Raw genomic sequence first — 25765 nt, 5'->3', positions numbered from 1 at the left:
ATGACCTACGGTGATTCAGCTGCTTCCGTCGAGCGTCCGTTCGGCACCGTCCTCACGGCAATGGTGACCCCGTTCACCAAGGACGGAAAGCTGGACGTAGACGCCGGCGTGCGGCTGGCCGCCCATCTCGTCGACAACGGTTGCGATGGACTCGTGCTCGCCGGCACCACCGGCGAATCGCCCACCACCACCGAGGACGAGAAGCTGGAACTGCTGCGCGCGGTCATCGCGGCCGTGGGCGATCGGGCCAAGATCGTCGCCGGTGCCGGCAGCAACGACACCGCCCACAGCGTCGAACTCGCGCGCGATGCCGCTCGGGCGGGCGCCCACGGTCTGCTCGTCGTGACGCCGTACTACTCGCGTCCGCCGCAGGCAGGTCTGTACGCACACTTCACGGCCGTCGCAGATGCCACCGATCTGCCGGTCATGCTCTACGACATTCCGCCCCGCTCCGTGGTCCCGATCGAGACCGAGACCATTCGCCGTCTCGCCGATCACCCACGAATCCTCGCGGTCAAGGACGCCAAGGGCGATCTCAACGCGGGCGCCGAGTTGATCGGGACCACCGATCTCGACTTCTTCTCGGGCGACGATCCGCTCAATCTCCCGTGGCTCTCGGTGGGTGCCGTCGGCTTCGTCAGCGTCATCGGTCACCTCGTCCCGCAGCGCCTGCGCGCGCTGCACACCGCATTCATGCAGGGCGATCTCGCCAAGGCGCGCGAGATCAACCTCAGCCTCGTTCCGGTGAACCGGTCCGTGGCCCGGCTGGGCGGCGTCAGCGCGTCCAAGGCAGGGCTGCGGCTGATGGGCCTCGACGTCGGGGATCCACGTCTGCCACAGGTCGCCCCCACGACCGAGCAGATCGACATCCTGGCGGCAGATCTGGCCGCGGCGGGGGTGCTGGCATGACCCGTCCCGCACGTCGCCGCAGCGCCTCTCGTCAGGCCGGACCGCCCGCCACCGCCGCCGAGCGCGCCCAGCAGCCGGAGAAGGTCGCCGAGCCCGTGGCCGCCGCCGCGCCGGCGCAGCAGGCCCAGGCCCCCAAGCAGGAGCAGGCTCCGGCCGCGAAGTCGTCCGGACGCCGCTCGGGATCGCGGAAGCCGTCGCGCGGCAAGGCCGCCCCGGTCCCCGTCGCCGCCGACCCCACCGACCGGCTCGGACCGCCGCCGAAGGCGCCGAAGAACGGGCTGCGCGTGGTCGCGCTCGGTGGCATCGGCGAAATCGGCCGGAACATGACCGTTTTCGAGCATCAGGGCAAGCTCCTGATCGTCGACTGCGGCGTGCTGTTCCCCGAGGACCAGCAGCCCGGCGTCGACCTGATCCTCCCGGACTTCCGGTACATCGAGGACCGGATGGACGACGTCGAGGCGATCATCCTCACGCACGGCCACGAGGACCACATCGGCGCGGTGCCGTTCCTGCTGCGCCTGCGGCAGGACATCCCGATCGTCGGCGCGAAGTTCACGCTGGCGCTCGTCGCCGCGAAGTGCCGCGAGCACCGTCTGCGCCCCAACCTCGTCGAGGTGGTCGAGGGCGACAAGACGACGCACGGTCCGTTCGAGTGCGAGTACTTCGCCGTCAACCACTCGATCCCCGACGCGATCGCCGTCGCGATCCGCACGTCGGCCGGCGTGGTGCTGCACACCGGCGACATCAAGCTCGACCAGCTGCCGCTCGACGGCCGCCTCACCGACCTCGCCGGTTTCTCCCGGCTCGGTGACGAGGGCGTCGACCTGTTCCTCGTCGACTCCACCAACGCCGAGGTGCCGGGTTTCGTCACGCCCGAGCGGGAGATCGGCGGCGTGCTCGACAACGTCATCGGCAAGGCCACCCAGCGGGTGATCGTCGCGTCGTTCGCGAGTCATGTGCACCGCATCCAGCAGGTCGTCGACGTCGCCAAACGGTACAACCGCCGGGTCGCGTTCGTGGGCCGCTCGATGGTCCGCAACATGCAGATCGCACAGGACCTCGGCTACCTGTCGGTGCCGGACGGCCTCGTCGTCGACATCGACACCGCCGCGAACCTGCCCGACGACAAGCTCGTGCTGATCTCCACCGGTTCGCAGGGCGAGCCGCTCTCCGCCCTGTCGCGCATGGCGCGCGGCGAACACCGCCAGATCAACATCCGCGCCAACGACCTCGTCGTGCTCGCGTCGTCGCTGATCCCCGGCAACGAGAACTCGGTGTTCGCGGTCGTCAACGGTCTCGCCAAGCGCGGCGCGACCGTCGTCACGCAGCAGAACGCGAAGGTGCACGTCTCCGGGCACGCGTCCGCCGGTGAGCTGCTGTACCTGTACAACGCGGTCCGGCCCACCAACGCGATGCCGGTGCACGGCGAATGGCGTCACCTGCGCGCCAACGCGGCGTTGGCCGAGGCCACCGGAGTGCCGAAGGACCGGATCGTCCTCGCCGAGGACGGTGTCGTCGTGGACATGGTCGACGGTCTCGCCGAGATCGTCGGACGCGTTCCCGTCGGCCACGTCTACGTCGACGGCAACTCGGTCGGCGACGTCGGCCACTCGACGCTGTCGGACCGGCTCATCCTGGGCGAGGGCGGGTTCATCTCGATCTCCGTCGCCATCGACAACGAGACCGGCCGCGCCGTCAGCGAACCCGAGGTCAGTGGCCGCGGCTTCTCCGACGACCCGCAGGCCCTGTCCGAGGCGGCACGCCTCGTCGACAAGGTCCTCGGTGACCTCGCCGCCGAGGGCATCAACGACACCCACCGGATCGCGCAGGCCGTGCGCCGGGTCGTGGGACGCTGGGTGGCCGAGAAGTACCGTCGTCGGCCGATGATCGTCCCGACCGTCATCGGAGTGCCCTGACCCGATTCGACGTGGTCGCGCGCGGCAGGTGAGGAGGTCGCCTCGTCATGGTCGAGCGGAAGCCGCTGCGCGCGACCTTCGAATCGTGGGTCGAGACCCAGATTCGCGGCGCCTACGAGCGCGGCGAGTTCGAGAACCTCGAGGGCGCGGGCAAGCCCATCCCCGCTCGCGACGGCGACGACTGGTGGGTGCGGGGATACCTCGAACGCGAAGGGCTGTCTGCCGACGACCTGCTGCCCGAACCTCTGCGGCTGCGCAAGGACATCGAACGGCTGGGCGACGTGGTGCGCGGCGCCCGCACCGAGCGTGAGGTGCGCGACGAGGTCGCCGGGCTGAACCGTCGGATCGCGGCGTGGCTGCGCAACCCGTCGGGTCCGCAGGTCCCGATCCGGCGTGTGGACGCCGACGAGGTCGTCGAGCGCTGGCGCATCGAGCGGTCCACGGCGCCGCCCGTCGAGGTGGAAACGATCGACGAGGAGCAACGTCGGATTCGGCGCGCGCAGGCGAGCGCTGCGCTCGCCGCGGCCGGCTACGCGGAGGTCCGTCGGGGACAGGTGCGTGTCGATCGGCCGCGACGGATAACGATCCGCCGACTGTGGCTGTTCGGGCGTCGCCGGAAAGCGGAGCGCGGCTGAGGCATCAAGCCTCGAGTTTGCCGTAGTCGACGGTGTACCACCGCTGGGGGCGCATCCGGATCACGACTGCGCGATCGTTGAACGAGTCCGCGATGAACTTCTCGGCCTCCTCCTCCGGAAGGTAGCGGCGCACGAGTGGCCGGATGTCGTCCGGGGTGACCTCGTCCTGGAACGTCGCCGGGCCCTCGACGCTCACGTACCGATAGGGCGGGTCTTCCTGCTGCGCGCACAGGCTGAACCGACCGCTCGCGCGGATGAGTTTCTCCTTCACCGTCCCGCGCTCGGTCCACACCACGACGTCGCCGCCGGGCGCGTAGTGATACCAGATGGGTACCGCCAGCGGTGCCCGGCCGTCGCGGTCGGCGGCGATCACCCCGACGTGGAGGTCGGCGAGGAACTCCTCGCGTTCGTGAGCGGACATGGTGGTCTTGGACATTCGTCGCTCCTCACAGTCTGCGTCGCCGATAGTGTGCTCGCCTTCCACGCTAGAGGCCGGGACCGACAACCTCGCGCGTTCGGGTGGCGATCCGGTTACGGTGAGATGTGCCCTACGCCCGTGACGAACGCCACGCCCTCGTCGAGTCGATGCGCGCCGTCGGCCCCGACGCCCCCACTCTGTGCGGTGACTGGACCGCCCGCGACCTCGCCGCGCATCTCGTGCTGCGCGAGCGCCGACTCGACGCGGCGCCGGGAATCATGGTCTCGGCACTGCAGGGCTACACCGAGCGCGTTCAGCGGAGCATCGCGGCACGGGAGTGGAACGCGCTTCTCGGCGACGTGGAGTCCGGTCCGCCGATCTGGTCGCCGTTCCACTGGGTCGACGAGCAGGCCAACCTCGCGGAGATGTTCGTCCATCACGAGGACGTCCGCCGAGCGCACGACGACTGGTCGGTCCGCACGTTGCCCGCCGGAATGCAGGACAAACTGTGGAAGCTCACGACGGGAATCGGCCGCCGCAGTTACCGACACTCGCCGGTCGGCGTCGTCCTCGAGCGGCCGGGCGGCGACCGCGTCAGCGTCCGGAAGGCCGGCGACCGGACGGTCACGCTGCGCGGCGAGCCGGCCGAACTGCTGCTGCACGCATTCGGTCGTGATCAGGTGCGGGTGGAGTTCGTAGGCTCGGCCGAGGACGTGGCCGCCGTCACCGGACTCGACCGCAGTTTGTGACGCCCGGGAGGCAGGGGCGCATGTCAGGGCGGTTCGACGGGTGTGGCGAGTGTTGCAGATGGTCCGGATGGTGCCCGAGCGACTAACCTGACCTGTATGGCAGGTAAGACGAGCGCCCGCGGTACGAGTTCGACAGCATCAACGTCGCGGACCCGTGCGCGCTCGTCGGCCTCCACCTCGGGTGGTTCCAGAGGGTCCGGGCGCAGCAGCGGTCAGACAGCGGCGCGCAAGTCCGCCTCCACCCGCCGGGCACCGGCGCAGCGCAAGCCTGCCGCTTCGCGGGGCGGCGCGGGCGGTCGTCGTCCCGCCGCCAAGAAGAACTCGCGCGGAGGTGGCGCCCTCGCGTCGATCGGAAAGGGCATCGGTTCCGGCTGGTCGATGGTCGCCAAGGGCGTGGGCGCCACGACCCGCACGGTCGGCAAGGCTGCCGAGATCGAGCACGGGCATCGACGGGACGGCATCGCGCTCGGCCTCATCGCCGTCAGTGTCGTGATCGCCGGCGGAATGTGGTTCTCGGCGGGCGGACCGGTGGGGGAGTGGATCGAGACTGCGGTCCGCGCCGTCGTCGGCGCGGTCGCGGCAGTACTGCCCCTCCTCGGCATCGGCATCGCGGTCGTCCTGATGCGCACCGAGCCCAAGCCGGACATCCGCCCCCGCATCGTCCTCGGATCACTCCTGGTGGGTCTGCCCGCGGTCGGACTGTGGCACATCGCCGCCGGGGCGCCCACGACGTCGAGCGGCTGGCCGTCGGCGGCCGGCGTGGTCGGCTACGTCGTGGCAGGCCCGCTCACCAGCGGGGTCACTGCCTGGCTGTCCGCACCCCTGTTGCTGATGGCGATGTTCTTCGGCGTCCTGTTGCTCACCGGGACGACCGTGCGTGAGGTGCCCGAACGCTTCCGCTCGTACTTCGGCACGTCCTACGACGACGACGAGTACGACCACGCCCACGATCCGGACTTCGACGACGAGCACGACGACTACGGCGCGGCCGACTACGACCCGGCAGGTTTCGACGCCGACGGCTACCCGGTCGACACCGGCCGACCGGCCCGCCGCACGCCGCGGCGGCGCCGGAGCACTCCCGAACTGAACTACCCGACCGACGAGGTTCATCCCGAGGCGGCCACCGAGGTCCTCGGCCTCTGGGATCCGGGTGATCCCGTACCCACGGCGCCGGAACCGGAGCCCGAACCCGAGCCGGAACCGGTGCCGGCCCCGGCGCGGGCGAAGCCGCGCGCCAAGGTGGCCCCCGCGCCGAAGCCGGAGCCAGAGCCCGCGGCGAAGATGGAAACACTGATCCCCGACCGCGTCGTCGAGGGCGACTACGCGCTGCCTCCGCTGTCGCTCCTGGTCGAGGGGGACCCGCCCAAGCTGGGCAGCAAGGCCAACGACGCGATGATCGAGGCCATCACCGAGGTCCTGCAGCAATTCAAGATCGACGCTGCGGTCACCGGGTACACCCGGGGTCCGACGGTCACCCGCTACGAGGTGGAGCTGGGGCCGGGCGTGAAGGTGGAGAAGATCACCGCGCTCGCCCGCAACATCGCGTACGCGGTCGCCACCGACAACGTGCGGCTGCTCGCGCCGATCCCGGGCAAGTCCGCGGTCGGTATCGAGGTGCCCAACTCGGACCGCGAGATGGTGCGACTGTCCGATGTCCTCGTCGCGCCGTCGACCCGCAAGGACCACCATCCGCTCGTGATCGGCCTCGGCAAGGACATCGAGGGCGACTTCGTCAGCGCGAACCTCGCGAAGATGCCGCACCTGCTCGTCGCCGGCTCCACCGGTTCCGGCAAGTCGAGCTTCGTCAACTCGATGCTGGTCTCGCTGCTCACTCGCGCGACGCCGGACGAGGTCCGAATGATCCTCATCGACCCCAAGATGGTCGAGCTCACCCCCTACGAGGGCATTCCGCACCTGATCACTCCCATCATCACGCAGCCGAAGAAGGCCGCGGCGGCACTCGCGTGGCTCGTCGAGGAGATGGAGCAGCGCTACCAGGACATGCAGGCCAGCCGCGTGCGGCACATCGACGACTTCAACGCCAAGGTCAAGTCCGGGGAGATCACCACGCCGCTCGGCAGCGAGCGGGTGTACCGGCCCTACCCGTACATCCTCGCGATCGTCGACGAGCTCGCCGATCTGATGATGACCGCGCCGCGCGACGTCGAAGAGGCGATCGTCCGCATCACCCAGAAGGCCCGCGCCGCCGGCATCCATCTGGTGCTCGCGACTCAGCGGCCCTCGGTCGACGTCGTCACCGGCCTGATCAAGACCAACGTGCCGTCGCGTCTCGCCTTCGCGACGTCGTCGCTCACCGACTCGCGAGTCATCCTCGACCAGCCGGGCGCCGAGAAGCTGATCGGCATGGGCGACGGGTTGTTCCTGCCGATGGGCGCAGGCAAGCCGATCCGCATGCAGGGCGCGTTCATCACCGACGAGGAAATCGCCGCGGTCGTGGACTTCACCAAGAACCAGGCCGAGCCCGAATACACCGAGGGCGTCACGACGGCGAAGGCCGGGGAGAAGAAGGACGTCGACCCCGACATCGGCGACGACATGGACGTGCTGCTGCAGGCGGTCGAACTGGTGGTGTCGAGCCAGTTCGGGTCCACATCGATGCTCCAGCGCAAGCTCCGCGTGGGCTTCGCGAAGGCCGGCCGGCTCATGGACCTCATGGAGACCCGCGGCGTCGTGGGGCCGAGCGAGGGATCGAAGGCGCGCGAGGTGCTGATCAAGCCGGACGAACTGGAGAGCCTGCTGTGGTCGATCCGGGGCGGCGATCCCGAGGCGGCACCCGCGAGCGACGACTGACCGTTCTGTCGGGATTCCGCGGCGACGGCGCGCCTGTGGTTGAATGGAAAGCACTGTGGAGGGGAGTATCCCCAATCCTGCGGCAGATACGTCAACACGATCGGCACCGTTGCCGGTCCGGGTCTGTCGGCTGATCGGAAGCGGCACTGCCGCCCGATCGGTGGGAGAGACCTCCGGTGGTGAAACGTACCTACCGGAGGGCAATTAGCTGATGCATGTCTCCCCACTCGTCTGGATCGTCACGTGCGTGGTGATCCTCGGGCTTTTCGTCTTCGACTTCTTCGCGCACGTGCGCACGCCGCACGCACCGACGTTCCGGGAGTCGGCCTTCTGGTCGGCGGTGTACATCGGACTGGCGGTCGTGTTCGGGCTGTTCGTCATGGCCAACTGGGGCACGACGTTCGGCGGTGAGTACTTCGCCGGCTACGTGACGGAGAAGGCGCTGTCGGTCGACAACCTGTTCGTCTTCGTGATCATCATGTCCACGTTCGCGGTGCCTCGCGAATACCAGCAGAAGGTGCTGCTGATCGGCATCGTGATGGCACTGGTGATGCGCGGCGCGTTCATCGCCGTCGGCGCCGCCGCGATCAACACCTACAGCTGGGTCTTCTACCTGTTCGGTGCGTTCCTCATCTACACCGCAGCGAAGCTGATCAAGGACGCCGACCACGGAGCCGAGGCCGAACAGGACCGCGAGAACAAGCTCGTCCGCCTCGTCAAGCGCGTTCTGCCGACGACCGAGGAGTACGACGGCGACAAGCTGATCACGAAGATCGACGGCAAGCGCGTGGTCACGCCGCTGCTGCTCGCCCTCGTCGTCATCGGCTTCACCGACGTCCTGTTCGCGCTGGACTCGATCCCCGCGATCTACGGCCTCACCCAGGAGCCGTACCTCGTGTTCACGGCCAACGCTTTCGCGCTCATGGGGCTGCGGCAGCTGTTCTTCCTCATCGGCGGCCTGCTCGAGCGTCTGGTGTACCTGTCCTACGGTCTGTCGATCATCCTGGCGTTCATCGGTGTGAAGCTTGTCCTGCACGCGCTGCACGAGAACACGCTGCCGTTCATCAACGGAGGTGAGCACGTCTCGGTGCCGGAGATCTCCACCGTGATGTCGCTGAGCGTGATCATGGGCGTGCTCGTCGTGACGACCGTCGCGAGCCTGATCAAGACGCGCAACGACAAGTCCGACAACACGCCGGTCTCCAGCTAGTCGGGAACTGCGACGCCGGCCGGGTGCATCGTCCGGCCGGCGTCGCAGGTCACTTCACGAAGACACCGAAGACCGGGATCCACTCCCGGACGAGGCGTGCTGCCACCAGGCCGCGCTTGGCGAACGGATCCTGGTCGAACAGCGCGATCACGTCGTCTGCGGTCGCGGCCTCGACCATCATTAGGGCGCCGCTGCCGTCGGCGAACGGTCCCGACGACTGGACGATGTGCCGGCGAACGAGATCGGCCAGCCACGCGCGGTGGTCGGTGCGATGATCGTCGCGCTCCGCGGACTTCTCCGGCGCGTACGTGTACTGGACGGCGAACAGGGGCATGTTTTCCTCGATCCCGAAGTCCGGAAGGCTCAGAGCGTGAGCAGCATGCGGGTATTGCCCAGCGTATTCGGCTTGACATAGCTCAGGTCCAGGAACTCCGCCACACCGGTGTCGTAGGACCGGCACATCTCGGCGTACACCTCCGCGGTGACCGGCGTGCCCTCGATCTCCGCGAAGCCGTGCTTGGCGAAGAAATCGACCTCGAAGGTCAGGACGAACAGTCGCTCGAGTTCGAGGTCGCGCGCCACCTCGATCAGCTTGGCCACCACCAGGTGGCCCGCGCCCCGGCCCTTGACCGACGGGTCCACCGCGACCGTGCGAACCTCGCCCAGGTCGGACCACAGCACGTGCATGGCGCCGCAGCCGACGACGGTGCCGGCGTCCTCGACCACCCAGAACTCCTGGACCGCCTCGTACAGGGTCACGAGGTTCTTCTCGAGCAGGATCTTTCCGGCGTAGATGTCGATGAGTCGCTTGATTTCCGGCACGTCCGAGGTGCGCGCGCGTCGCACCTTCATCCCTTCAGCCTCGTTCGTTCCAGCTGTCGGAGTTCCAGAAGTCATGTGGTGCACAGTAGTCATCCCCCGAACCGATATTGTGAGCAGTGTGCCGCCCCGATCCGTCGCCCCTCATCACGTCCCGTTCGTCTCGGGCGTGCCTGGGCGAACCGTCGGATCGGAGCGGACATGAGCAGTCCGCGCCGTGAGACGGCAGCAGCGCCCGACGCGCAGCCCGGGATCGGCATCGCCCCGCACACCCCGGTGCCTCTGCTGAATATCGCGAACATCCTCACGATTCTGCGCATCGTGCTGGTGCCGGTCTTTCTCGTGGCGCTGTTCGTCGACGGTGGTCATTCCACCGGGTGGCGGATCGCCGCCACGTCGATCTTCGCGATCGCGGCTCTGACCGACCGGGTGGACGGTCAGTTGGCCCGCAAGCACGGACTCGTCACCGATTTCGGGAAGATGGCGGATCCGATCGCCGACAAGGCACTGATCGGGGCCGCCCTCGTCGGGTTGTCGCTGCTCGGTGACCTGTCGTGGTGGGTGACCGGCATCATCGCCGCGCGTGAGCTGGGCATCACGCTGATGCGCTTCGCAGTGCTCCGGCACGGAGTGATCCCGGCCGGACGCGGCGGCAAACTCAAGACGCTCGTGCAGTCCGTGGCGATCGGCTTCTATCTGGCCCCGCTGCCGGACGGGTTCGCACCGGTGAGTGCCACGTTGATGGGATTCGCCGTCGTGCTGACGGTCGCCACGGGGCTCGACTACGTGATCCAGGCGGTGCGCTTGCGCGCCGGGGTGCGGCGCACCGGCGCATGACGGATCCACTGACGGCAGCGGTGCCCGCCCGCGAACTGGTCGACGCGCTGGTCGGTCGGGGGCAGACGCTCGCCACCGCGGAATCACTTACTGCGGGACTGCTCGCCGCGACCGTGGCGGGGGTGCCCGGTGCGAGCGCCGTGCTGCGGGGTGGGTTCGTCGTCTACGCCACCGATCTCAAGGGCAGCCTCGCGGGCGTCGACCCGGCCGTGCTCGCGTCGGACGGTCCCGTCGCACCGACGACGGCCGCGCAGCTCGCGGATGGGGCGCGGGAACGCTGCCGTGCCGATTGGGGCATCGGGCTGACCGGGGTGGCCGGACCCGACCCGCAGGACGGTCACGCCCCGGGGACCGTGTTCCTCGGGTTGAGCGGACCGGACGGTACCGAGGTCACGGCCCTACAGCTGACCGGGGAGCGATGGGATATACGGTTCGGCTGTGTCCGAGCGGCGGTGTCCGGTTTGCTCGATCGACTGGCGCGATAGGGTTTCGGGAACCAATCGCTCACGTTCGTGCGTTTGTATTCACGAGTGGGGTGTCGGAAGAAGGAGGAGCGAGATGGCGCTGCTATTGCGTGAGGCAATCGGTGACAGTCTTCGGCGCACACGCGTGTCGCAGAGCCGGACGCTGCGTGAGGTGTCGAACAGCGCCCGCGTCAGTCTCGGCTACCTCTCCGAAATCGAGCGGGGTCGCAAGGAAGCGTCGAGCGAATTGCTCGCCGCCATCTGCGACGCGCTCGAGGTCCCGCTGTCCGAGGTGCTGGTCGACGTCAGCGAGTCGCTGGCGGTCAAGCCTCCGGAAACCGCCGAGGCGGTCAGCGGGGCGGCGCAGCAGGTCGGCGGGCGCATCGCGCAGGACACCAGGGTCGTGATCCCGGCGCCCACGGCCCGTGCGCTGGCGGCTGCCTGAGCCGTGCATCCGATACGCACGAACCGATAGATTCACAGGTAGACGGTCGGATGCCGCGAGCCAGGCGGGCTCGCGGCGGCCGACCGGAGGGGCAGAACTCGAGTTCGATGTGCGACGGTCGCGCATCGGGTCGCGCATGGCGCGGCGCACCAGATGGAGGCAGGATCAACCCATGGCTAATCCTTTCGTCAAGGGATGGAAGTACCTGATGGCGCTCTTCAATTCCAAGATTGATGAGAAGGCCGACCCCAAGGTTCAGATTCAGCAGGCGATCGAGGACGCGCAGCGTCAGCACCAGGCCCTGTCCCAGCAGGCGGCGTCGGTCATCGGCAATCAGCGCCAGCTGGAGATGAAGCTGAGCCGTCAGCTCGACGAGGTCGAGAAGCTCAATGCGAATGCGCGCCAGGCCGTGACGCTCGCCGACCAGGCCGCCACTGCCGGGGACAACGAGAAGGCCATTCAGTACACCAACGCCGCCGAGGCGTTCGCGGCGCAGCTCGTCACCGCAGAGCAGTCCGTCGAGGATCTGAAGGTGCTCCACGACCAGGCACTGCAGGCGGCCGCTCAGGCGAAGAAGGCCGTCGAGCAGAACGCCATGACACTGCAGTCGAAGGTGGCCGAGCGCACCAAGCTGCTCAGCCAGCTCGAGCAGGCCAAGATGCAGGAACGTGTGTCGGACTCGCTGCGGTCGATGGACCAGACCCTGTCCGCCCCGGGCAACACCCCGAGCCTCGACGCCGTCCGCGAGAAGATCGAGCAGCGGTACGCCAACGCGCTCGGCGCTGCGGAGCTGGCCCAGAACTCCGTGCAGGGCCGCATGATGGAGGTCCAGCAGGCGAGCATCCAGATGGCCGGCCACAGCCGTCTCGAGCAGATCCGCGCCTCCATGAAGGGCGACGCCCTTCCCTCGGGTGGTGCCACCGCCACCCCGGCGCAGCCCGCGGCCGCCCCCGAGCCGCCGGCGGCGTCCGCCAACGGCGAAACCTCCGCGCAGTAGGAACGCTTCGCGGCGAACACGAAGACGGGTTCGATGAGCAACGCACGAGACGGCCGGTCCGGGAGACGATCCCGGCCGGCCGGCTCTGTATTCGGAGACGCGTCGACGCTGGCAGACAGCGCGACGTCGGCAGTGACGAGCGCGCAGAACGTGCTGCGTGAGGTGGGCGGCAGTGTCGCCGACAAGGTCCGCCGGTGGTCGGATCCCCGTGAACGGATGCTGCGCAAGCGGCGTCGGGCCCGCAAGCGGGCCACCCGGTTCGGTATCGCGTCGGGTGCCGGTGTCGTGGGCACGGCGTCGCTTGCGGTCGCGTCGGCGCCCGACTGGTCCGTCGTGGCCACCGGCGGTGCCGCCGCACTGTTCGCAGTACCCGCCGTCGTCGCCGTCGGCACCTACCGCCGGCTGACCGCGACGCCACTGCCGGCGCCCACGGTGACGCGCCAACCCCTGCCGCCGGCCGGGTCGGCGGCGCGGGCACCCATGGAGCGACTGGCGGCCGCGGAGAGCAGCCTGAACCAGATCCTCGGGGTCCTGGGCCGGTCCTCGGTCGTGGACGTCGACGAACTCGATCACACGGGCGAGACCGCGAGAGCGGCTTCCGCAGCGTTGCGGTCCGTCGCGTCGGACGTCGTCGCCATGGAGAACGCCGGTCGGGGGACCGCGGCGGCCGCCCCCCATCTCGAGCACGCCGTCCGCAACGCCGAGCAGCAACTCGCCGACGGCGTCGTGCAGTACGAGGGGCTGGTCGCCGCCGCCGCGCGGATGACGGCGCCCGCACAGTCGTCGTCGTACACGATGCTCGATCGCCAGCGCGAGGAGCTGCTGTCGGCGTCGGATCGTCTGGAGGGTTGGGCGGACGCGCTGGGCGAGGTCGACGAGATCGACCGGCGCTTCCGCCGCTGACGCCGGAACAGGTCAGTCGTCTACGCCGCGTGCGGCGAGCGCATCGCCCATCGCTTCTGCGGTCATCAGCGCGGACACGACGGCGGGCACGGCCAGCGCACGTAACGAGAAGCCGAGGCCGCGGGCCTTGCGGGCGTCGGAGACCTGCTGCACGATGCCGGTGAGCAGTGGAATGCAGCGCAGCGTCATCGCGAGGACCAGCCCGGCCCGCTCCGGGTTCACCCCGACCCGGCGCAGCGGGTGCAGTGCCCGGCTCACGGTGTCGAGCATGTCGGTGACCCGCGTGGTGAGCGTGACGAGCGCGGCCAGGGAGACGGCGAGCACGATCGTGCCGCACACCACGGTCGCACGGGCCCAGCCGGTGAAGATCACCTGGAACGCTCCGATGAAGATCAGAGCCCACAGCAGCGGCCGCAACTGAGCGAGCGCCACCCGTGCACGGATGCGTGCGACGGCGTAGAGCGCTGCGACGACGACGATTGCGGGCACCAGGTGCCACGGCTCTCGCACGAGAATCGTGACGGAGGTGATCGCCAGCACCATCGCGACCAACTTGACGCCGGGCGGCAGGCGGTGGAGGAGCGACGAGCCGGGGGTGTACAGGCCGAGCGTGGTCATCCGATCAACCCGCGATAGTGGGCGATCGCCTCTCCGGGTGCGCCGTCCGCGGCGACCCGGCCGCCGTCGATCACGATCACCCGGTCGAAGTCGTCGAGCAGATCGAGGTGATGGGTGACCACGACGAGCTGCTGCGGGAGGGCGGCCAACGTCGAGCGCATCAGCCGCGCGTTGCGGAGATCCAGCAGCGTCGTCGGCTCGTCCGCGACCAGGACGTCGGGGTCGGTCACCATCACCGCTGCCAGGGCCAGCAGCTGTTTCTGGCCGCCGGAGAGCAGGTGCGTCGGGTGGTCGGCATGCCCGTCGAGGCCGAAGTCGGCGAGTACCTGGGTGACCCGGTCGGCGCGCTCGGCCTTGCTCAGCGCGCTGCGGCGCAGCGAGAACGCGATGTCCTCCGACACGGTCGGCATGACGATCTGGTGGTCGGGGTCGGTGAACACGAACCCGACCTTCTTGCGCACCTGCCGGCCCTTGCGGGCGGCGTCGAGCCCGTCCACGGATACCGTTCCCGACGTGGGGGTCACGAGCCCGTTGATCATCCTCGCCAGCGTCGACTTGCCGCTGCCGTTCGCGCCGACGACGCCGATCCGGCGCTCGGTGAGGGTGAGGTCGATCCCCGCGAGCACCGTGCGCTCACCGTAGGAGTGGTGGACAGCCTCGAACCGGATCTCGCTCATCGCGCAGGTACGGCCCTATACGGCGTCGACGCGAACCGGGGCCGTGGGCAGGCTCCGGGCGGCGAGGGCCGGGTACGCGCGATGGACCTGGGCGGCGACGACCGCGGCGACGACCGCCTTGATCACGTCGCCGGGCAGGTACGTCAGGTTCGCGGCGAAGGCCGCCGACACCGTCAGATCCGTCTTCAGAAGCATGCCGGGGATACCGAACGCGTACAGGACCACGATGCCGCCGAGGAGGTTGATCGCGACGCCGCCGAAGACGTTGTACCGGGGGAGCATCCGATAGCTCAGCCAGCCGATCACAGCAGCGGCGGGAAGCCACCCGATCAGGAAGCCCGCGGTGGGGCTGGACAGCGACACGAGCGACGTGCGACCACCGGCGAGGACCGGCAGGGCGAGGCCGAGGACGATCACGGTGAGGACCGCGAGGGTGCCCTTGCGGGGGCCGAGCAGTGCGCCGGCGAGCATGACCCCGAGGGTCTGCAGGGTGATCGGAACCGCGGACCCGCCGACGTTGATCGTCCCGGGCAGGCCCAGCGCGATGATGAGTGCCGCGAAGACGGCGATCTGCGCGAGATCGCGCGCGGTGTTCCGGGGAGTGCCCGTGGTGGAGGTCGACGACACGGCTACCTACTGCTCCTCGTGGTTCGCGGGACGGGATCGGGGTCAACCTGGCGAGCTTATGTCAAGCGACGGGTGCGGGCGCATTCCCTCCCGCTCGGCGCTCTCAGGGTCTTCCCCCATCTTTCCCCGATCTTGGCGCTGAGCTGCTGCTTTCCGGTATGCACCGTGACAGCATCATGGTGCGGCGGTCGTAGGATCGTCGGAGAGGACCCACAGGAGGCACATCGTGTTCTGGAAGATCGTCGGCGCCGTGGCAGTGGTCTGGATCGCCTTCGCGTTGATCGGAGCCCTGGTCAAGGGGCTGTTCGGGATCCTCGTGGTGAGCGCGATCGTCTTCGGGCTCTACATGTTGTTCAAGGCGATGTCGGGATCGTCCGAGCGGTCCGACAACTCGCGGTTCTAGCTGTCGCCGCCGAGGTGTCGCTCGACCAGATCGGCGAAGGCGCGGCCCGGCGGCGTGACGAGCGTCGGCTTGCTGATCATGTGCACGGTGCGAATAGGGGCATCGGCGATACGCAGCAGGTGCAGGCCGGGCCGGGTGACGGCATCGGACTCCGGGAGGAAGCCCACGCCTGTGCCGGCTTCGGTGAGCGCGGCGACCAGGCTCGCCGACCCGGCCTGCGCGACGACCTTGCGGGGAAGCCCGGCCATGGTGAACGCGTCGTCGCTCTGCCGCCTGGCCCCGGTGCCCTCCGGGAAGTCGACGGTCGGCACACTCGCCAGGTCGAGGAGGGTGACGGTGGTGCGCGTCGCCCACGGGTGATCGCGTGCGACGACCGCGACGAGTTGCTCGGTGCCGAGCACGCGCGCGGTGAGCCCGGCACGCGGTCGGGTGTGCCACAGGCCGATGAATCCGAGGTCGAGTTCGCCCGCCTCGACCTGCGCGACTATCGACTCGCTCATAGCCGAGACGACGTGCACGTCCACTCCGGGATGTGTATCGAGGAACGAACGCAGGTGTGCGGCCAGGTCGATCTGTGTGAGCGTCGTGATGGTGCCGATCCGCAACGTGCCGGTGACCGCCTCCGCGGTCGAGGCGACGTCGCCGCGCAGTCGTTCGGTAGCGGCGAGTACCTCGCGAGCGCGCAGCACGAACGCCTCGCCGGCGTCGGTCAGTTCCACGCGGCGACTCGTCCGCGTGAACAACGCGGTGCCGAGTTCGTGTTCGAGTTGCTGCACCTGGTGACTGAGCGCGGACTGGGCGACGTGGAGCCGGTTCGCGGCGCGGGTGAAGTGTCGCTCCTCGGCCACGGCGATCGCGTAGCGCAACTGTCGTAGTTCCATAGCTCTCCTCCGATTGATCGCAACCAGAGATCAGTTCGATCTGATTCAGATGTTAGACAGATGATTACCGGGGGTAAAGAATTGCTCGGTGAGCGTCATCGAAAGCCGAACCCCCCGCCCCACACTGTCTCCCGGACTGCTGCTCGTCATGGCCGTCGCGTGCGGACTGTGCGTGGGCGGCAACTACTTCAACCAGCCGCTGCTCGACTCGATCGCCGGTGCGCTCGGCGTGGAGCAGTCCACGGCGGCCGTCACCGTCACGCTGTCGCAGGTGTTCTACGGTCTCGGGCTGCTCTTCCTCGTCCCGCTGGGTGACCTGGTCGACCGTCGGCGGCTGAGCGTCGGTCTGATGGTTCTCGCCGCGCTCGGGCAGGGGGTGTGCGGGTTCGCGCCCTCGATCGGCTGGCTCATGATCGGGACCGCGACGGCCGGGTTGTTCTCGGTGGCGGCGCAGGTTCTGGTCCCGTTCGCGGCGGCACTGGCCGAACCCGGACGGGCCGCCACGGCGGTCGGCACGGTCATGAGCGGTCTCATGGTCGGAATCCTGCTGGCCCGCAGCGTGGCCGGACTGCTCACCCCGCTGGGCGGCTGGCAGACGGTGTACCGCGTGAGCGCGGTAGCGATGCTGCTGATCGCCGCACTGTTGTGGCGTGCACTGCCGACGTCGCGCGACGACCACGGACTGGGGTACGGCGCGATCCTCGCGTCGATGGGCACACTGCTGCGGCAACATCCGCGGCTGCGTACCGCGACCGCGATGAGTGCCCTGAGCTTCGCCGCCGCGAGCACGGTGTTCGCCGCGATGGCCTTCGTGCTCGCCGCGCCGCCGTTCGGGCTCGACGACGTCGCGATCGGTTTCGTCGGCCTCGCCGGTGTGGCGGGCGCGGTGATGGCGAACGTCGCCGGACGCCTGGCCGACCGCGGCTTCGCCCGCGCCACGGCCGGCGTCGGGGCAGCGGTGCTGATCGCGTCGTGGGCGTTGTTCGGTCTCGGGGCGAGCAGCCTGATCGCGTTCGTACTCGCGGTGCTGATCTCCGATGTGGCGCTCAAGTGCGTGCACGTGAGCAATCAGGGCGTCATCTACGCCCTTGCGCCGCAAGCGCGTTCCCGCGTCACGGCGGTGTACATGACCGGCTACTTCGTCGGCGGCGCGGCCGGATCGGCGCTCGGTTCGCTGCTGTGGGCCACTCACGGCTGGGTGGGAGTGTGCTGGGCGGGCGTCGGCCTGTCGGTCGCGGTCCTCGTCGTGTGGTGGCTGGATCTGCGGATTTCGGCGCGCACGAGCACCCCGGTCGGGGCATGCTGACCTCATGGAGCCGATTCCCGAGGACTGGCAGCGTGGGCTGGTGATCGTCGCCCACCCCGACGACATCGAATACGGCGCTGCCGCGGCGGTGGCCCGCTGGACCGACCAGGGCAAGGACATCCGGTACGTCCTGGTGACCAGTGGCGAGGCGGGGATCGCGGGCCTGAACCCCCGGCAGTGCGGCCCGCTGCGCGAGGACGAGGAGCGAGCCTCGGCCGCCGTGGTGGGCGTGACCGAGGTCGAATTCCTCGGTTATCCCGACGGCACCGTCGAGTACGGGCCGCAGCTGCGGATGGACCTCGCACGGGTCATCCGGCAGCATCGGCCCGAGATGGTCGTCACGGCGAACTTCCGAGAGACGTGGGGCCCGGGCGTCCTCAACAGCGCCGACCACCGCGCCGTCGGGCTCGCGGTGCTCGACGCCGTCGCCGACGCCGCCAACGAGTGGATCTTCCCGGAACTCGTCGAGCCGCCCTGGACGGGCGCGCGCTGGGCAGCCGTCAATGCGATGGTCGGGATCACCCATGCGGTGGACGTCACCGCCACCGTCGAACGGGCGGTTCGGTCGCTGTGCGAGCACAACGCGTACCTCACGGCCCTCAGCGCCGAACCGGTCCTGGAGCAGGCGGCCCGCCAGATCGAGATGGCCACCGCGCCCCGACCGGGCTTCGATGCCGAACGCGCCGTCGGGTTCGAGTTGTACGTCTTCGGCGGTTGACGCTCAGCCGAGCGGCGCACCGACTATGACGCGTCCGGCCCCCGGGACGGCCTCGACGTCGATCGGCAACTGCCCGACGAACTCGCCGTCGGCGTACGAGGTGACCGGGATGCCGGTCTCGAGTCGCAGCTTCCGGGTGCGGTACGTCTCGACCTCGTCGAGTTCGACGTGGGTGCCCTTGTAGACGGTCGGGAACAGCCGCACCAGCTTGAACCGGCCGCCCGACTTCACGACCGTGACGTCGAGCAACCCGTCGTCGAGCTTCGCGTGCGGCGTGATGAGCATGCCGCCGCCGTACGACGTCCCGTTGCCGACGGACACCATGGTCGCGTCGAGTTCGATCGTGCGGTCGTCGAGGACGATCCGGTAGGGGATCGGCTTCAGTTGCGCGAGTTCCACGATCATCGCGAGGTTGTACCGCATCGGGCCTTTGGGCCATCGCATCTGATTCGCGCGGTCGGTGACGAGCGCGTCGAACCCGCTCGACAACACGGTGCCGAACCAGCGTTCACCGGCGCGGGCGAGATCGACGGTGGCGACCTCGCCCGCCGCGACGATGTCTGCGGCCTTCACCGGATCGTCGACCGGGATGTGGAAGAGGCGCGCATGGTCGTTGCCGGTGCCTCCGGGAACGATTCCGAGCGGCGTTCCGGTCTGCGCGAGGGCCTGCCACGCGATGCTGACGACACCGTCGCCGCCGGCGGCGACGAGAGCGTCGGTGCCCTCGGCGACGGCCTTGCGTGCCAGATCGAGCGCCTCCTCCGCGGAGCTGCCCTCGATCTCGGTGACGGCGACGCCCCGCTCGCGCAGTCGGGTGACGGCAGCGGCGGACGCCCACGAGGCGTGGCCGCTGCCCGCGGCGGGGTTGGTCAGGACGGTGACCGATCGCGTCATGGGATCAGCTTGCCAGGGTTGAGGATTCCGGCGGGATCGATTGCGTCCTTGACTGCCCGCAGGACCCGGCCGCCGAGATCGCCCACCTCGCTGCCCATCCACGGACGGTGGTCGACGCCGACCGCGTGGTGGTGGGTGATGGTGCCGCCGGCGGCGACGATCGCGTCGCCCGCCGCGCGCTTGGCGGCGGCCCACTGAGCCAGCGGATCCGCGGCCTGGGCGCAGACCACCGTGAAGTACAGGGATGCGCCGGTGGGGTAGGTGTGCGAGATGTGGCACATCACGATACCCGGGGTGCCTTGCGCGGCAAGTGATTCCGTCAGCGCCGTGGTGACGGTCGAGCGGAGGTTCGTCAGATTGGACCAGCGCGTGGCGGTTTCGAGGGTTTCGGCGATCGCGCCGGCGTTCAGCAGTGCGTCCCGCAGGTACGGGGCGTTGAAGCGGCCGTGCTCCCAGGCCTGCGCCGGAGCCTCCCCGAGGGCGGTGCCGCCGGCGGCGGCCAGCAGTGCCGTGGCCTCGGTGTAGCGGGCGTCGACGTGCGCATCGGTGCCCTCGAAGGTCGTGATCGCCAGGCAGCCCGACGTCGGACTGTCGCCGCCGACGTCGCCGGACAGGGCCAGATTGATCCCGGTCTCGGCCTCGTCGGACAGCCGCATCACGGTCGGTGCGGAACCCGACTGGGCGACGGCCCGCAGCGCGGCGGCACCGGTCTCGAAGTCGGGGAACGACCACGCCTGGTAGGCGGTGCGTTCCGGGACCGGGTGCACGCGCAGACCCACCTCGGTGATGATGCCGAGCGTGCCCTCCGAGCCGACGAACAGCTCACGCAGGTCGGGGCCGGCCGCGGAGGCGGGACCGCGGCCCAGGTCGAGGGTGCCCGACGGCGTCGCGACGCGCAGCCACTCGACCATGTCGTCGAAGCGTCCGTAGCCGGCGGACGCCTGGCCGGACGACCGGGTCGCGGCGAACCCGCCGATGGTCGCGAACTGGAAGCTCTGGGGGAAGTGGCCGAGAGAGAAGCCGTGCTCGCCGAGCAGTTGTTCGGCCTGCGGACCTGTCACCCCCGCCTGGAGGGTCGCGACGCCGGAGACCGCATCGAGGTCCACGAGCGCGTCGAGGCGGCGCAGGTCGAGTGCCACGACGGACCCGAAGCGGCCGCGGACCGGGTCGACGCCGCCGACGACGCTGGTGCCGCCACCGAAGGGCACCACGGCGATGCCCTCGGCCGCGCAGAACCGCAGCAGCGCGAGAACCTCGTCGTGCGTGCTGGGCAGCAGCACTGCGTCGGGGGCGTCCTGCTCGCCGGTCGACTTGCGGCGCAACAGGTCCGGCGTGCTCTTGCCGCCGGCGTGGCGCAGGCGGGTGGGGCCGTCGGTGCGGACGTTGTCGACACCGAGGAGGTCCTCGAGGGCGTGGACGAGCGGGGCGCCGAGCTCGCTCTCGCGCACGATCGCGTCGGATTCCTCCGGTGGCGGGGACTGCTCGGCGGACACTCCGAGTGCCTGCTGGAGCAGTGCGGTGACCTGCGGCGAGAGGTGGCGCCGGAACTCTGCGACACCCCATGCGTCCCACTCCATGGCGGGGGAAGGGGTGGTGGGGGACTCGGGGACGAAGGCGTCGGACATGCGTTACAGTGTTACACACGATGTCTATCTGTAACGAGCTTTCGGACGCTCCCAGCGTCGACGACCAGATCCTGGACGCGGCGCGCTCGTGTGTGCTCGACTTCGGTCTCCGTCGCACGACGCTCGCCGAGGTGGCGCGCCGCGCGGGCGTCAGCCGTCCCACCGTGTACCGGCGCTGGCCCGACACCCGGGCCGTCGTCGCCGACCTGCTGACCCGGGAGATCCGCGTCGTCATCCCCGACATGGACGGCGACGAGCCCGCCCGGGTCCAGTTGGTGCGCGCCGTCGTCGAGGTCGCGATCGGCATGCGGGAGCACCCGTTGTTCGTGAAGATCCTGCGGTCGGATCCGGACCTGCTGATGACCTACATCGTCGACCGCCTCGGCACGAGCCAGCGAGCCATCGTCGAGCGGGTCTCGCAGGCGGTTGCCGCGGGCCAGATCGACGGATCGATCCGCGCGGGCGATCCCGTCCACATCGCCGCGATGGTGCTGTTGATCGCGCAGTCGGCCGTTCAGTCGGCCGGGATGGTGGCCGAGGTGCTGCCCCCGGAAGCCCTGACCGCAGAACTGGCGGTCGCGGTCGACACCTACCTCGCGCCGCGCTGACGCGGCATCCCCAGCACCACGACCAGGAGGAACCACCGTGCAGGACAACCCGAAGTCCGCGCTCCATGCCGACCGGCGCCGGCGCGAGCTGGACAGCCTCGGCGACCGCGGTGACGTCGACGTCCTCGTGATCGGTGGCGGCGTCACCGGGGTCGGCACCGCGCTCGACGCGGCGTCGCGGGGGCTGCGGACGGTTCTGGTCGACAAACACGACCTCGCCTTCGGCACGAGCCGCTGGAGCTCCAAACTGGCGCACGGCGGACTGCGCTACCTGGCGTCCGGCAACGTCGGGATCGCCCGCGAGAGCGCCGTCGAACGCGGCATCCTCATGACCCGTACCGCACCGCACCTGGTGCGGGCGCTGCCGCAGCTGGTGCCGCTGCTGCCGTCGGTGAGCATGTTCGAGAAGTCGCTGGTCCGGGTGGGATTCCTCGCCGGCGACGCGCTGCGCGTCACCGCCCGGACGCCGTCGTCGGTGCTGCCGCGGTCCCGCCGGGTCGACGCCGAGCGCGCCGCGCAGCTCGCTCCGGCCGTGCGGCGCGACGGACTACGCGGTGGCCTGCTCGCGTACGACGGGCAACTCGTCGACGACGCTCGGCTCGTCGTCGCGCTCGCCCGCACCGCCGCGGCGCACGGCGCCATCGTCCTCACCCGCGTCGGCGCCTACGACGTCACCGGCGACTCGGCCCGTCTGCGCGACGAGCTGACCGGCGAGGAACTGACGATCCGGGCGCGCTCCGTCGTCAATGCTGCGGGGGTGTGGGCCGGCGAGGTCGACCCAGGCATCCGTCTCAAGCCCAGCCGCGGCACCCACCTGGTGCTGCCCGCCGAACTGCTCGGCAACCCCACCGCCGCACTGACCGTGCCGATCCCGGGGGAGACCAACCGTTTCGTGTTCGCGCTGCCCGCCCAACTGGGGCGGGTCTATCTGGGGCTCACCGACGAGGCCGTCGACGGTGCGATTCCCGATGTCCCGGTCGCCTCCGACAGCGAGATCGATTTTCTGCTGGACACCGTCAACACTGCGCTCGCGACGCCCGTCACCCGGTCCGACGTGCTCGGCACGTTCGCGGGGCTGCGACCGCTGCTCGACACCGGCGAGGGGGAGACGGCGGACCTGTCCCGAAACCACGCGGTACTCCGCTCGTCGAACGGCGTCGTCGGTGTCGTGGGCGGCAAGCTCACCACCTACCGCAAGATGGCGCAGGACGCGGTCGATGCCGCGATCGCGGCGGGCGGGCTGACCGCCGGCCCGTGCGTGACGACGGATCTGCGGGCGGTGGGCGCGGACCGGACCGCGCCGCGCAACCTGCCGGCCTCGCTGGTGGCGCGGTACGGCAGCGAGGCCGGCCTCGTCGCCGACTGCGGCGAGCTCACCCCCATCGCCGACGGCATCGACGTCACCCACGCGGAACTGGCGTTCGCGGTCAGCCACGAGGGCGCGCTCGACATCGACGATCTCCTCGACAGGCGCACCCGGATCGGTCTCGTTGCAGCAGACCGTGAGCGGGCGCTTCCGGCGGCCGAGCGCGCGCTGGGCGGGCACTGAGCGTTCACCAGGGGGTTGTGGGTCGAGCACGTCGAAGTACCTGTTCGCGCCCGTCCAGTTCGTTCGGCTGGTCGGACCGAGGAGGACCACCCAGGTCCACAGGTTGCGCGCAATACGCGACGACAACGGCATACGCGACATCAGAGGTCGGAATTCGTCTGGGTGGTAACGCATTCGAAGTGCTGATCGGCGGAATCGGCGTAGCGTCGACCCACATGGGTATTCGACTGGGCTACCAGATTCCGAATTTCAGTTACTCGACACCGGTACGGGACCTGTTTCCGACTGTCATCACCCAGGCGCGCGAGGCCGAGGCGGCCGGGTTCGATGCCGTGTTCGTGATGGACCACTTCTATCAACTCCCCGGCATCGGCGAGCCCGACGAGCCGATGCTCGAGGCGTACACGTCGCTCGCCGGAATCGCCACGGCGACCGAGTCGATCCAGTTGTCCGCGCTCGTCACCGGCAACACCTACCGGAACCCGGCGATGCTCGCGAAGACCGTGTCGACGCTCGACGTCGTCAGCGGCGGTCGGGCGGTCCTGGGTATCGGAGCCGGCTGGTTCGAACTCGAACACCAGCAGCTCGGATTCGAGTTCGGTACGTTCACCGACCGATTCGAACGGCTCGACGAGGCGCTGCAGATCATCGCCCCGATGCTGCACGGTGAGCGGCCCACGTTCGAGGGCAAGTGGTACCGCGTCGAGAACGCCGTCAACGAGCCGCGCATCCGCAACGACCTGCCGATCCTGCTCGGTGGTGGCGGCGAGAAGAAGACTTTCGGGCTGGCCGCGCGCTACGCCGACCACCTCAACATCATCGCCAACGCCGTCGAACTGCCTCGCAAGCTCGAGGCGCTCGCACAGCGCTGCGAGGAGGCCGGCCGGGACCGTTCGATCCTCGAGACGAGCTTTCTCGCGTTCGTGATGATCGACGAGGACGGCGACAAGGCCCGCGCGATGCAGCGGGAGTTCCTCCTGGCCCGGGGCATCGACCTGTCTGCGCTGTCCGTCGCCGAAGGTGCGGTGGCAACCGACCGTCAGTTCGTCGGCAGCCCCGACGAGGTCGCCGAGCAGATCAAGACACGCGTGCTCGACACCGGCATCGACGGCGTCATCGTCAATCTCGTCGCCAACGGGCACCAGCCGGGCATCGTCGAACTGGCCGGGCGCACCCTGGGGCCGCTCGTGCGCGGCTGAACCGTGCCGGCCAGCGGGTGTGGCACGCTGTCCGGATGCGTGTAGCAGTCGTCGCCGGACCCGAAGCCGGACATGCCGTCCCGGCCCTTGCGTTGTGCCGCAAACTCGTTGCCGCGGGCGACCATCCGGTGTTCTTCTCGGACGGACGGTGGCTCGATGTCGCCCGCGACAGTGGGATCGAGGCCCGCAAGCTGGGCGGTCTCGCACCGCGCGAGTTCGACGACGACACCGACTCGGGGTCGAAGATCCACGGCCGGGCCGCGCACGTCTCCACCGCACTGTTGCCGGACCTGCGGGCCGTCGCGCCTGACCTGGTGGTCTCCGACGTCATCACCGTCGGTGGTGGCATGGCGGCCGAACGGTTGGGGGTGCCGTGGGTGGAGTTGTCGCCGCATCCGCTGTACCTGCCGTCGAAGGGCTTGCCGCCCATCGGTTCCGGACTCGCTCCCGGCACGGGGATGCGTGGCCGGGTCCGCGACACGGTGCTGCGGGCGATGACGGCGCCCGCTATCCGCAAGGGCAGGGACCAGCGTGGTGAGGCACGCGCGAGTGTCGGCCTACCGTTCGACGACCCGGGGCCGGCGGCCAGGCTGGTCGCGACGCTGCCCGCGCTCGAGGTTCCCCGGCCCGACTGGCCCGCGAATGCGTATGTCGTGGGTCCGCTCGTATGGGAGCCCGCCGACAATGTCCTCGAGCCGCCGCCGGGCGAGGGCCCGCTTATCGTGCTCGCGCCGTCCACGGCGTCCACCGGGGCCGGCGGCATGCTCGACACCGCGATCCGCGCCCTCGACGGCCTGGGTGTGCGGATGCTGGTCACATTGTTCGAGACGCCCGATATCGAACTGCCCGACTGGGTGCGCGCCGGTTACGGCCGGCAGGACGAGATGCTGCGGCACGCGTCCGCGCTGGTGTGCGGCGCCGGTCACGGCGTGCTCGCGAAGGGGCTGCTGGCCGGGGTGCCGCTGGTGACCGTGCCCGGTGGCGGCGACCAGTGGGAGGTGGCCAATCGTGTCGTCCGGCAGGGCAGCGGTGTCGTGATCCGGCCGTTGACCGTGGACGCTCTCCGAGACGGTGTGCGACGCGTCCTCGACGATCCCACCTTCGCGGCCGCCGCACGCCGGGCTGCAGACGGGGTTGCCGACGTCGCCGACGCCGTCGAGGTGTGCCGCTCGGTCGCCGGGTGAGCCGCGGAGCCGAGCGCCCGATTCGACTACGGTGGCATGTGTGCGACTGACCGAATTCAATGATCTCGTCCGCGACGAGTTCGGGCAGGTCCGTGGCGACTCCATCCTCGTCGACCACGTGATCCTGAGCCTGGGCGGGAAGACCGCCGCCGACGCGATCGAGGCGGGAGTGGACCCCAAGGCGGTGTGGCGCGCGCTGTGCGACGAGTTCGACGTCCCGGCGCAGCGCCGATAGATCGCGCCGCCGCGCGAGCGAACGGCTCCGGTGATTGACTCGAACACGTGTTCGCTTATGCTGGTGGTATCCGATGCGTCCACGGGTAGCGGCTGATCGTGGCGGTTCGGAACGTTCGCGCCGGC

At 69.6% G+C, this 25765-nt stretch carries 28 protein-coding genes; 19 read left to right on the top strand and 9 right to left on the bottom strand.

The genetic code is table 11. The annotated features are described in order from the left end of the window. Genes dapA through PSS76_RS21825 form a run of 3 tightly spaced genes read left to right on the top strand, consistent with a single transcriptional unit; the run spans position 1 to position 3460 of the window. Positions 1–909: a 4-hydroxy-tetrahydrodipicolinate synthase gene (gene dapA, locus PSS76_RS21835; RefSeq protein WP_022595492.1), complete on the top strand. Its 909-nt coding sequence runs from the start codon at positions 1–3 to the stop codon at positions 907–909. Next, on the top strand, positions 906–2825 hold the full coding sequence (locus tag PSS76_RS21830; protein ID WP_005513752.1) for a ribonuclease J: 1920 nt from the start codon (positions 906–908) through the stop codon (positions 2823–2825). The genes dapA and PSS76_RS21830 overlap by 4 nt, the downstream gene beginning before the upstream one ends. A 47-nt stretch (positions 2826–2872) precedes the next feature. Beyond that, a complete protein-coding gene (locus PSS76_RS21825) occupies positions 2873–3460 on the top strand; it encodes a DnaJ family domain-containing protein (protein WP_081185307.1) in 588 nt (195 codons plus the stop codon). A 4-nt stretch (positions 3461–3464) separates the two neighbouring features. Here the strand turns inward: PSS76_RS21825 and PSS76_RS21820 are convergent, their stop codons facing one another. Continuing rightward, on the bottom strand, positions 3465–3896 hold the full coding sequence (locus PSS76_RS21820) for a pyridoxamine 5'-phosphate oxidase family protein (RefSeq protein WP_005513750.1): 432 nt from the start codon (positions 3894–3896) through the stop codon (positions 3465–3467). Positions 3897–4003: 107 nt separating this feature from the next. On the opposite strand from PSS76_RS21820, the gene PSS76_RS21815 reads away from it, so the two are divergent. From PSS76_RS21815 to PSS76_RS21805, 3 genes are all read left to right on the top strand, one after another. Further along, positions 4004–4627, top strand: a complete 624-nt coding sequence (locus PSS76_RS21815; protein ID WP_013415770.1) for a TIGR03085 family metal-binding protein — start codon at positions 4004–4006, stop codon at positions 4625–4627. 96 nt (positions 4628–4723) lie between these two features. Then, on the top strand, positions 4724–7441 hold the full coding sequence (locus PSS76_RS21810; RefSeq protein WP_337456619.1) for an FtsK/SpoIIIE family DNA translocase: 2718 nt from the start codon (positions 4724–4726) through the stop codon (positions 7439–7441). Between the two features lie 211 nt (positions 7442–7652). Continuing rightward, a complete protein-coding gene (locus PSS76_RS21805) occupies positions 7653–8651 on the top strand; it encodes a TerC family protein (RefSeq protein ID WP_005513745.1) in 999 nt (332 codons plus the stop codon). A 49-nt stretch (positions 8652–8700) separates the two neighbouring features. On the opposite strand, the gene PSS76_RS21800 is transcribed toward PSS76_RS21805, so the two are convergent. Together PSS76_RS21800 and PSS76_RS21795 are read right to left on the bottom strand one after the other, a co-directional pair. Beyond that, positions 8701–8985, bottom strand: a complete 285-nt coding sequence (locus PSS76_RS21800; protein ID WP_005513744.1) for a YciI family protein — start codon at positions 8983–8985, stop codon at positions 8701–8703. 29 nt (positions 8986–9014) lie between these two features. Then, complete coding sequence (locus tag PSS76_RS21795) at positions 9015–9503, bottom strand: amino-acid N-acetyltransferase (RefSeq protein WP_005513743.1); 489 nt, start codon at positions 9501–9503, stop codon at positions 9015–9017. A gap of 168 nt (positions 9504–9671) precedes the next feature. Here PSS76_RS21795 and pgsA point away from each other — a divergent pair, with 168 nt between their 5' ends. The 5 genes from pgsA (at position 9672) to pspM (ending at position 13116) form a co-directional block, all read left to right on the top strand. Beyond that, positions 9672–10307: a CDP-diacylglycerol--glycerol-3-phosphate 3-phosphatidyltransferase gene (gene pgsA, locus PSS76_RS21790; protein ID WP_013415771.1), complete on the top strand. Its 636-nt coding sequence runs from the start codon at positions 9672–9674 to the stop codon at positions 10305–10307. After that, positions 10304–10792 (top strand): CinA family protein, encoded by a 489-nt coding sequence (locus tag PSS76_RS21785; RefSeq protein ID WP_005513741.1) that lies wholly within the window; start codon positions 10304–10306, stop codon positions 10790–10792. Before pgsA ends, PSS76_RS21785 begins: the two co-directional genes overlap by 4 nt. Positions 10793–10865: 73 nt before the next feature. Next, positions 10866–11216, top strand: coding sequence for a helix-turn-helix domain-containing protein (locus PSS76_RS21780; RefSeq protein ID WP_084870618.1), 351 nt, complete (start codon positions 10866–10868; stop codon positions 11214–11216). Between the two features lie 172 nt (positions 11217–11388). Beyond that, positions 11389–12213 carry a phage shock protein PspA gene (gene pspA, locus PSS76_RS21775; RefSeq protein WP_081122068.1) on the top strand — a complete coding sequence of 275 codons (825 nt, stop codon included), beginning with the start codon at positions 11389–11391 and terminating at the stop codon, positions 12211–12213. Between the two features lie 132 nt (positions 12214–12345). Continuing rightward, on the top strand, positions 12346–13116 hold the full coding sequence (pspM, locus tag PSS76_RS21770) for a phage shock envelope stress response protein PspM (protein ID WP_013415773.1): 771 nt from the start codon (positions 12346–12348) through the stop codon (positions 13114–13116). Between the two features lie 12 nt (positions 13117–13128). Here pspM and PSS76_RS21765 read toward each other — a convergent pair whose 3' ends face one another. From PSS76_RS21765 to PSS76_RS21755, 3 genes are read right to left on the bottom strand one after another with little or no spacing between them, the layout of a single operon-like run. After that, positions 13129–13734, bottom strand: a complete 606-nt coding sequence (locus PSS76_RS21765) for an energy-coupling factor transporter transmembrane component T family protein (RefSeq protein ID WP_337456618.1) — start codon at positions 13732–13734, stop codon at positions 13129–13131. Then, positions 13731–14411, bottom strand: coding sequence for an energy-coupling factor ABC transporter ATP-binding protein (locus PSS76_RS21760; RefSeq protein WP_005513736.1), 681 nt, complete (start codon positions 14409–14411; stop codon positions 13731–13733). Before PSS76_RS21760 ends, PSS76_RS21765 begins: the two co-directional genes overlap by 4 nt. Before the next feature lie 15 nt (positions 14412–14426). Beyond that, positions 14427–15038 carry a biotin transporter BioY gene (locus PSS76_RS21755; protein ID WP_005513735.1) on the bottom strand — a complete coding sequence of 204 codons (612 nt, stop codon included), beginning with the start codon at positions 15036–15038 and terminating at the stop codon, positions 14427–14429. Positions 15039–15264: 226 nt separating this feature from the next. Between PSS76_RS21755 and PSS76_RS21750 the strand changes: the two genes are divergently transcribed. Then, a complete protein-coding gene (locus tag PSS76_RS21750; protein ID WP_005513734.1) occupies positions 15265–15441 on the top strand; it encodes a hypothetical protein in 177 nt (58 codons plus the stop codon). Here the strand turns inward: PSS76_RS21750 and PSS76_RS21745 are convergent. After that, positions 15438–16322: a LysR family transcriptional regulator gene (locus PSS76_RS21745; RefSeq protein WP_064079144.1), complete on the bottom strand. Its 885-nt coding sequence runs from the start codon at positions 16320–16322 to the stop codon at positions 15438–15440. The genes PSS76_RS21750 and PSS76_RS21745 overlap by 4 nt on opposite strands. A gap of 88 nt (positions 16323–16410) precedes the next feature. Between PSS76_RS21745 and PSS76_RS21740 the strand changes: the two genes are divergently transcribed. After that, positions 16411–17628: an MFS transporter gene (locus tag PSS76_RS21740; RefSeq protein WP_064079143.1), complete on the top strand. Its 1218-nt coding sequence runs from the start codon at positions 16411–16413 to the stop codon at positions 17626–17628. A gap of 4 nt (positions 17629–17632) precedes the next feature. Next, positions 17633–18346, top strand: coding sequence for a PIG-L deacetylase family protein (locus PSS76_RS21735; RefSeq protein ID WP_005513731.1), 714 nt, complete (start codon positions 17633–17635; stop codon positions 18344–18346). A 3-nt stretch (positions 18347–18349) separates the two neighbouring features. Here the strand turns inward: PSS76_RS21735 and PSS76_RS21730 are convergent, their stop codons facing one another. Further along, the gene (locus PSS76_RS21730) at positions 18350–19240 is read right to left on the bottom strand and encodes a diacylglycerol kinase (RefSeq protein ID WP_005513730.1); all 891 of its coding nucleotides are present in this window, start codon (positions 19238–19240) and stop codon (positions 18350–18352) included. Beyond that, complete coding sequence (locus PSS76_RS21725; RefSeq protein ID WP_337456617.1) at positions 19237–20865, bottom strand: FAD-binding oxidoreductase; 1629 nt, start codon at positions 20863–20865, stop codon at positions 19237–19239. The genes PSS76_RS21730 and PSS76_RS21725 overlap by 4 nt, the downstream gene beginning before the upstream one ends. Positions 20866–20885: 20 nt before the next feature. Between PSS76_RS21725 and PSS76_RS21720 the strand changes: the two genes are divergently transcribed. From PSS76_RS21720 to PSS76_RS21700, 5 genes are all read left to right on the top strand, one after another. Then, positions 20886–21473, top strand: coding sequence for a TetR/AcrR family transcriptional regulator (locus PSS76_RS21720; RefSeq protein WP_337456616.1), 588 nt, complete (start codon positions 20886–20888; stop codon positions 21471–21473). Between the two features lie 37 nt (positions 21474–21510). Further along, a complete protein-coding gene (locus PSS76_RS21715) occupies positions 21511–23022 on the top strand; it encodes a glycerol-3-phosphate dehydrogenase/oxidase (RefSeq protein ID WP_064058910.1) in 1512 nt (503 codons plus the stop codon). Between the two features lie 215 nt (positions 23023–23237). Continuing rightward, positions 23238–24221 (top strand): LLM class F420-dependent oxidoreductase, encoded by a 984-nt coding sequence (locus PSS76_RS21710; RefSeq protein ID WP_337456615.1) that lies wholly within the window; start codon positions 23238–23240, stop codon positions 24219–24221. Positions 24222–24256: 35 nt separating this feature from the next. After that, positions 24257–25405, top strand: coding sequence for a glycosyltransferase (locus PSS76_RS21705; RefSeq protein WP_337456614.1), 1149 nt, complete (start codon positions 24257–24259; stop codon positions 25403–25405). Positions 25406–25445: 40 nt separating this feature from the next. Further along, positions 25446–25640 carry a DUF3046 domain-containing protein gene (locus PSS76_RS21700; protein WP_005513722.1) on the top strand — a complete coding sequence of 65 codons (195 nt, stop codon included), beginning with the start codon at positions 25446–25448 and terminating at the stop codon, positions 25638–25640. Positions 25641–25765 lie beyond the last annotated feature (125 nt).

The sequence above is a fragment of the Prescottella sp. D32 genome, assembly GCF_037287305.1.
GTDB classification, from domain to species: Bacteria; Actinomycetota; Actinomycetes; order Mycobacteriales; family Mycobacteriaceae; genus Prescottella; species Prescottella equi.
The sequence above is the reverse complement of the archived record's forward strand: the minus strand, read 5'-3'. Positions and strand labels throughout refer to the sequence as shown.